Source organism: Sphingobium cupriresistens LL01 (genome assembly GCF_001046645.1).
Taxonomy (GTDB): domain Bacteria; phylum Pseudomonadota; class Alphaproteobacteria; order Sphingomonadales; family Sphingomonadaceae; genus Sphingobium; species Sphingobium cupriresistens.
Map to the genome: position 1 here is coordinate 53,804 of NZ_KQ130441.1, position 6,000 is coordinate 59,803.

The following is a 6,000-nucleotide window of genomic DNA, read 5'->3' on the forward strand; positions in this document are numbered from 1 at the left end:
GGCGAAGCCGGCTCATCATGGGGGATGCCGGGTGGGAGGATCGCAAAGCGATCCGGGGCGGCCGCAGGCCGCGAGCCGGCGGGGGCGAAGCCCCCAAGAGGCGGCGCTTTTCTTCCCTCTGACCGTGCTTCAAGCACTGCGCCAGTGAGTCGCGCTGCCTCTGTCCCGATTTCCGGGACAGGTTGTCCGATCTGGCGGGATGCTGGTGGGTGAAACCACGTCGCGGCAAAAGTTATCCACAGGGCGGCCTAGTGTTAATATATGGGTTAAAGAGTCGTGTTACGGGATTTTGGCGTCTCCGTAAGATACTGAATATAATAGTGAAATCGGCCATTTTTTGGCCTTGGGCGTCAACGGAACCCCGAATCCGGTGACTCCAGAACCCCGAATCTGCGTCAACGAAACCCCGAATCGTCGGCGAGCGTCAATGAAACCCCGAACTTTTTCGTTGCGTCAATGAAACCCCGAATCTACGGTGGCCGTCAATGAAACCCCGAATCGAGCCTGACCGTCAACGAAACCCCGAACTTCCGCTTGCCGTCAACGAAACCCCGAACGGCGCGGAGGGTCGCCCTCCCCTGTTGCCGGTTCGCTATCCCGATCCCGATCTGTTCATTTGCGATGTTCTCGACGCCATCCCCAAGGATGACATGGCCTCGATGGAGCATCCGATTTTCTCGCTCGCGACCAAGCCCGATCGGCGCGTGTTCCGCTACGAGCATAACGGCAACAAGCTCGAAATCGTCCCCAGCGTCAAAGGGCTGGCGACGATCCACGACAAGGATATTCTGATCTACTGCATCTCCCAGCTCATCGGGAAGATGAACCAGGGCGAGCGGCCGAGCCGCACCTTGCACCTCACGGCGCGCGATCTGCTAGTGTGGACCAACCGGCAAACCGATGGCGACGGCTATGACCGACTGCGGAGCGCGTTCGAGCGCCTGTCGGGGACGCGGATCACCACGAACATCAAGGCCGATGGCGAGGAAATCACCGAAGGGTTCGGCCTCATCAACGAATGGCGGATCGTGCGGCAAACCCGCTCCGGCCAAATGTCGGAAATCAAGGTCACGCTCTCCGATTGGCTGTTCAAGATGGTCGAGGGGCGCAGTGTCCTGACGCTGCACCGCGACTATTTCCGTCTCCGCAAGCCGCTCGAACGGCGCATCTACGAGCTGGCGCGCAAGCATTGCGGCGCGCAGGAAAAATGGTCGATCTCGGTCGAAACGCTACAGAAAAAGACTGGCGCGAGTAGCCATCTGCGCGTGTTCCGCTCGATGCTGCGCGATCTCGTCGCGCACGATCATCTGCCCGACTATGCCGTGGAAATGAACGGCGATACGGTCACGTTCCGCAATCGCGAGGCGCTGGATACGGTCGAGGCGATCGAGGCGGAACCCGAACGGCCCTATATCGACCCCGAAGGCTTCCACGACGCCAAGAGCGTTGCGCCTGGCTATGACGTGTATGCGCTCTATGACCAATGGGTGTCATGGTGGATCGACAGCGGACGGCCGGAACTGAAAAGCCCCCGCGCCGCCTTCATCGGCTTCTGCCGCAACAAGCACAAGACCGCCCCCTTGCGCTAGTATAGGCGTATACAGCTATACACCTATACTAGCTGGTGATGCGCCCCCTCCCCTTCTTCACGAACAGGTCGTCCAGCGCCTCGCCTAGCAGGCTTTGAACGGTCGTCCCTTCCTCGGCCGCGATAATACGAAGCTGTGTGCTGACCTCCGGGGGGAAATGCCCGCCAATCAACTTGGTCCCCTGTCGGCCGCTCGGCGGGGCCTTGCGGGACACGTCTACCGGCTCGATCGCCGGCGCTGGTGCCGGGGCCGCGTCTCCGTCCGCCTTGGCGCGGTTCAGCACCGCTTGCAGACTGTTTCCGCCCTTCGCCATCACGCCGCCTCCGCTTCATTGTATAGGCGTATAGTTGTATACTCGTATAGCCGGTGGATTTCGTCGGCCGCTGGTCCGTGCGGCTCGAACTCCTGCACGGCCTGGCCTGCGGCTTGGGCGCGGAAAAAGGCTTTGCGGTTGCCGATCGTCACCGGGCAAACCGTCGCGCCCAGCTCCGCCACGGCCTGAATCGCATCGCCGGTTTCCTGACCTTGTGGGGGCACGAAGGTAAGGACCACGGCAAAGGCGCGGTCGAGCTGGCGCACAACGTCGAGCGTGTGCGTCATGCTCATGGTGTCGAATACGGCCGTCTTGGTCGGGATCAGGATGAAATCGGCTTGGCGCGCTGCCTCATAGGCCACGTCGCGCGCGACCGCCGCCCCGTCGATCACGACAAGATCGGTGCCGGCATCCTCGCAGGCTTTGAGCATGGCGGGCAGGCGCACCGGCTGAATCGACGCCACGGCGGGCGTGTCGAGCTGGCGCACGTCTTTCCAGAACGAGGCCGTCGCCTGCGGGTCCAGGTCGATGATCGCAGCGACCTTGCCGGCCTGCTCGGCCGCGACCGCCAGACAGGTGGCGAGCGTCGTTTTCCCGACGCCCCCTTTCTGTGAGAGAATGGCGAGAACCTTCATGCTACACTCCTACACGTATAGTCCTATACTTGTATACGCGGTGAACCGAGAGGGAAAGCCCTATCGTCGCTGAAATGACGATAGGGCGGCGCTGAATCTGAACTGACGAAAGCGCGGCGCATCATTCCTCCGGCTCGGCCTCGTCATCGTCCAGCGGCTCATGCTGCATCTGGCCGTGATCCTCGATCGGGCAAAGCGGCGCTCCGGCCAGCTCCAACCATTTGCGCGCGGTCCTGACGGTATAGCCGCACGTCGCGCACTCGCATTTGAGCATCCGGGTTTTCTGCTTCTTGGGCGCGGTCGACTCTCCATCCGTATCAAGGCGGGCATGGGGGAGGGGGCCGACGCTCTCCAAGATCGGCGCGATGGCCGCAAGGAACGCCTCGCCGGGGGTGGTGGCGCGCATCGGCCCGACTAGGCCCAGCCCAAGGGCGGCCCGTTTAAACGCCTTCCCATGCCCTGCCGGGATGCCGACTGCGGCATGGACCAGCTCATGCGCGAGGATGGCCGCGATCTGCGCCGGCATGGCGTCGGGCGCGTGCGCCAGGTCGGGCCGGATGAAGATTTCAAAATGGCCGTCCGCGCTCAAGCGATTATCCCAGCACTCGCCGATCGCCTTGGCCTTCGCGCCTCTGCTGGTGAAGCCGATCGCCACGCGCACGCGGTCGGGCAGGGGGGCGTCCAGCGCCTCGAACAGCGGAGCCATGCCCTGCGCCACGGCATTGAGCCAGCTTTCGCGGGTTTCGTGGGTCATCGTCTTTACTCCCTTCAAATCGCCTGTCCGGCGATGGCCATGCCATCGGCCGGAACACGGACGCCCAAGAACGCCGGCGGGAGAGGGGGGCAGCGGGATTCGATGGGGGTGGAGCGGCCGCAGCGCAGCGAGGCACGGCCCCGTCTAATCCCGTTGCGGGGGAGAGAAGGCCGGGACCGGCTTTCCCCCACAAGGCAGACGACGCGCCGGCGAACGCCGGCACCTTGGCTAGCGAGATCCGCTTGCGATCTCGCCCCCGCCATGTGGGTCGTCACCTTGGGCCAAGACCGCTTGCGGGCTTGGGGAGCGCAGCGAGTAGGGCCACGGTGCCGCGCAGCGGCAGGCGCAAATCCCAGCCTCCGAACGCCCAAGGCGAAGGAGCTTGAATTAATGTCTCCGTTTTGATACACCCAGCCTCATGAAGCCGGTAGAGTGGTTGGGAAGTAGCAAGGCCGATGTTCGCGCCTTCCCCGAAGATGCGCGAACAGATGCCGGTTGGCAGCTTGAGCTTGTCCAACGCGGCGACGATCCCGACGACTGGAAGCCCATGAAAACCGTGGGGCAAGGCGTTCGGGAAATTCGCATCCGGGAAGCGTCGGGCGCGTTCCGGGTGATCTATCTGGCGACGTTGGAAGACCGGGTTCTGGTGCTTCATGCGTTCCAGAAAAAGACGCAGGCAACGGCAAAGAAAGACCTCGAACTCGCGGCGCAAAGGTTGAAACGATGGAAGGCGGAGCAATGACATCGGAAATCTATGAGAACGTGTGGGACGCGCTCGCTGATACCGAGCAGGAGGCCGCGAACCTGAAACTGCGCTCGTCCTTGCTGTATGAAATCCGCAAGGTGGTGCAGGGCTGGAATGTCTCACAGGACGAAGCGGGCAAGCGGCTTGGGCTGACACGGCCCCGGACCAATGATCTGCTGCGCGGCAAGCTGGCCAAGTTCTCCCTGGATGCGCTCGTCAACATTGCAGCGTCGGCCCATCTGCACGTCGAGTTGACGCTGAAAGAAGCGGCCTGAGCGACGGGCAAAATGGCAGGCCATCGCCCGTTTCGCGATCTTGTGGCTGATCGCATGAAGGATTGGAGTCCAGAGCGCCGCGCCCAGTATGAGGCGCGCAAGGCGCAGTTCGAGGCCGAAATGGCGGCGACGGCCGAGCTGACCGGCCAAGCCGCGACGCGCGCGGCGATCGAGGAACTGGAAGCGGGGAAGGGGGCACGCTTCCCCAGCGTCGATGCGCTTATGACGGATTTGCATGATGGCGATTGATCGGCCGCGCAAAGGGGAAACGGCTGCGGAGTTTTTCAGGCGGCGTTCCAAAGGCTCCACATTGGATGGTCTTGACCGCATCTTGGCCAAGGTGCCCGATCGGCCTCCCGAACCCGGCGACGAATTGCCCGAAGGCTGGACGCCCGATCGGCTCCGGGACAACCGGCTATGAGGGCGATTTTCATCCGCCACGGCCAAAGCACCGGCAACGCCGGCGTGCCCTGCGATGATCTCGGCGCGATCGAGCTGACGGAGCTGGGCCAGGAACAGGCGCGCGAAGTCGCGGCGAGCTGGACGCAAGCGCCCGCGCTCATCGTCACGTCGCCCTATACGCGCACCCGGCAGACGGCCGCGCCGACGATCGCGCGCTTTCCCGGCGTGCCGGTCGAAGTGTGGCCGATCGAAGAGTTCACCTATCTGCAACCGGCGCGCTGGAACGGCACGCGCAGCGCGGAGCGGATGCCGCACCTCGAACGCTATTGGAGCGCGGCCGATCCTGATTATTGCGACGGGGAAGGGGCGGAGAGCTTCGCCACCCTGCTACGGCGCTGCGAGGCCGCGCTGGCGCGGCTCGCCGCCATGCCGGCTGCATCGCTGGTCTATGTGTTCGGGCATGGGCAGTTCATCCAGGCCGCGCGCGCGATCGTCGCTGACGCCCATCTGGACGAACGGGCCAAGATGCGGGCGTTCTGGCGCAAGGGCGAGCCGCCCGCGATCGCCAACGCGCAGCGGGTAGGATTTCATTGGGAAGGTGGCCGCTGGTCCTGTGCGCCGGCGCTGGCCGGCACGGCCTAAAACTGCGCGGAAAGCCGGGGCCACAAAGCCTGAAAATCTGCTTGCAGCGTCGCCCAGCTCGCGGAGTCCAGAAACTCGCCCTGGTCGTTATCTTCAAGCCGGTGATATTGCATGACGGCCGCCTCGGCTTCGGCCTGGTGCGCCGCAAGCCATGCCTCCATCTCGCGCACGATCTCATGCTGTTCCGGCCTCAACAGCTTCGGATTGACGTAGGTTCGCACAACGAAATTCGTCGGGGTGGGGTAAAAGACGGTGTGATTCCGCATACAATATTTGTTGAAGGTCACATGGCCGCCTGAATTGTCGATCTTTGGTTCGGCCTGGAAGCGACCGAGTAGCAGGCCGCCGGCGAACGGTATGGCGAGCGGCGATCCGTTCGCCGGCTCTGTTGCAAAAATCGTGAAGCTTGAGCATGCTTGGCGGAGATTGGACGGACGGAACGATGACGGATTTCAAGTGGCGCCATTTCCAGGGTGATGTGATCCTGTGGGCGGTGCGCTGGTATTGTCGCTATCCGATCAGCTATCGCGACCTTGAGGAAATGCTGGCGGAACGCGGCATTTCGGTCGACCATACGACGATCTATCGCTGGGTCCAGTGCTACGCCCCGGAGATGGAGAAGCGGCTGCGCTGGTTCTGGCGGCG

Annotated in this window: 10 protein-coding genes and 1 pseudogene; 7 read left to right on the forward strand and 4 right to left on the reverse strand. The window is 63.2% G+C overall.

Going from position 1 to position 6,000, the window contains the following annotated elements; translation table 11 throughout:
* Positions 1-581: 581 nt before the first annotated feature.
* Positions 582-1,589: a replication initiator protein A gene (locus V473_RS21945; RefSeq protein WP_021240124.1), complete on the forward strand. Its 1,008-nt coding sequence runs from the start codon at positions 582-584 to the stop codon at positions 1,587-1,589.
* A gap of 28 nt (positions 1,590-1,617) precedes the next feature.
* On the opposite strand, the gene V473_RS21950 is transcribed toward V473_RS21945, so the two are convergent.
* The 3 genes from V473_RS21950 to V473_RS21960 form a co-directional block, all read right to left on the reverse strand.
* Positions 1,618-1,902, reverse strand: a complete 285-nt coding sequence (locus V473_RS21950) for a ribbon-helix-helix domain-containing protein (RefSeq protein ID WP_013038654.1) — start codon at positions 1,900-1,902, stop codon at positions 1,618-1,620.
* Positions 1,902-2,537 (reverse strand): nucleotide-binding protein, encoded by a 636-nt coding sequence (locus tag V473_RS21955; RefSeq protein WP_004213364.1) that lies wholly within the window; start codon positions 2,535-2,537, stop codon positions 1,902-1,904. The genes V473_RS21950 and V473_RS21955 overlap by 1 nt, the downstream gene beginning before the upstream one ends.
* A 121-nt stretch (positions 2,538-2,658) precedes the next feature.
* Entirely contained in the window at positions 2,659-3,291 is a 633-nt protein-coding gene (locus V473_RS21960; RefSeq protein WP_066609338.1) for a transcription elongation protein SprT, read from the reverse strand.
* Positions 3,292-3,709: 418 nt separating this feature from the next.
* Between V473_RS21960 and V473_RS21965 the strand changes: the two genes are divergently transcribed.
* The 5 genes from V473_RS21965 to V473_RS21985 are packed head-to-tail and all read left to right on the forward strand — an operon-like array spanning position 3,710 to position 5,355.
* Positions 3,710-4,033, forward strand: coding sequence for a type II toxin-antitoxin system RelE/ParE family toxin (locus V473_RS21965; protein WP_013038657.1), 324 nt, complete (start codon positions 3,710-3,712; stop codon positions 4,031-4,033).
* Positions 4,030-4,311: a helix-turn-helix domain-containing protein gene (locus tag V473_RS21970; protein ID WP_013038658.1), complete on the forward strand. Its 282-nt coding sequence runs from the start codon at positions 4,030-4,032 to the stop codon at positions 4,309-4,311. Before V473_RS21965 ends, V473_RS21970 begins: the two co-directional genes overlap by 4 nt.
* 54 nt (positions 4,312-4,365) lie before the next feature.
* Complete coding sequence (locus V473_RS21975; protein ID WP_021223634.1) at positions 4,366-4,560, forward strand: hypothetical protein; 195 nt, start codon at positions 4,366-4,368, stop codon at positions 4,558-4,560.
* Complete coding sequence (locus V473_RS24295) at positions 4,547-4,732, forward strand: hypothetical protein (RefSeq protein WP_020818094.1); 186 nt, start codon at positions 4,547-4,549, stop codon at positions 4,730-4,732. The genes V473_RS21975 and V473_RS24295 overlap by 14 nt, the downstream gene beginning before the upstream one ends.
* Positions 4,729-5,355 carry a histidine phosphatase family protein gene (locus V473_RS21985; protein WP_013038661.1) on the forward strand — a complete coding sequence of 209 codons (627 nt, stop codon included), beginning with the start codon at positions 4,729-4,731 and terminating at the stop codon, positions 5,353-5,355. The genes V473_RS24295 and V473_RS21985 overlap by 4 nt, the downstream gene beginning before the upstream one ends.
* Here V473_RS21985 and V473_RS21990 read toward each other — a convergent pair.
* Entirely contained in the window at positions 5,352-5,642 is a 291-nt protein-coding gene (locus V473_RS21990; protein WP_015449382.1) for a hypothetical protein, read from the reverse strand. The genes V473_RS21985 and V473_RS21990 overlap by 4 nt on opposite strands.
* A 155-nt stretch (positions 5,643-5,797) precedes the next feature.
* On the opposite strand from V473_RS21990, the pseudogene V473_RS23830 reads away from it, so the two are divergent.
* Positions 5,798-6,000: pseudogene (locus V473_RS23830) on the forward strand (IS6 family transposase); the annotation flags it as partial.

What these genes read in the sequence shown, in the direction of transcription:
- V473_RS21955 (WP_004213364.1), bottom strand. Translation starts at nt 2,537, where the DNA reads ATGAAGGTTCTCGCCATTCTCTCACAGAAAGGGGGCGTCGGGAAAACG.
- V473_RS24295 (WP_020818094.1), top strand. Translation starts at nt 4,547, where the DNA reads ATGATGGCGATTGATCGGCCGCGCAAAGGGGAAACGGCTGCGGAGTTT.
- V473_RS21950 (WP_013038654.1), bottom strand. Translation starts at nt 1,902, where the DNA reads ATGGCGAAGGGCGGAAACAGTCTGCAAGCGGTGCTGAACCGCGCCAAG.
- V473_RS21975 (WP_021223634.1), top strand. Translation starts at nt 4,366, where the DNA reads ATGAAGGATTGGAGTCCAGAGCGCCGCGCCCAGTATGAGGCGCGCAAG.
- V473_RS21970 (WP_013038658.1), top strand. Translation starts at nt 4,030, where the DNA reads ATGACATCGGAAATCTATGAGAACGTGTGGGACGCGCTCGCTGATACC.
- V473_RS21965 (WP_013038657.1), top strand. Translation starts at nt 3,710, where the DNA reads ATGAAGCCGGTAGAGTGGTTGGGAAGTAGCAAGGCCGATGTTCGCGCC.
- V473_RS21985 (WP_013038661.1), top strand. Translation starts at nt 4,729, where the DNA reads ATGAGGGCGATTTTCATCCGCCACGGCCAAAGCACCGGCAACGCCGGC.
- V473_RS21960 (WP_066609338.1), bottom strand. Translation starts at nt 3,291, where the DNA reads ATGACCCACGAAACCCGCGAAAGCTGGCTCAATGCCGTGGCGCAGGGC.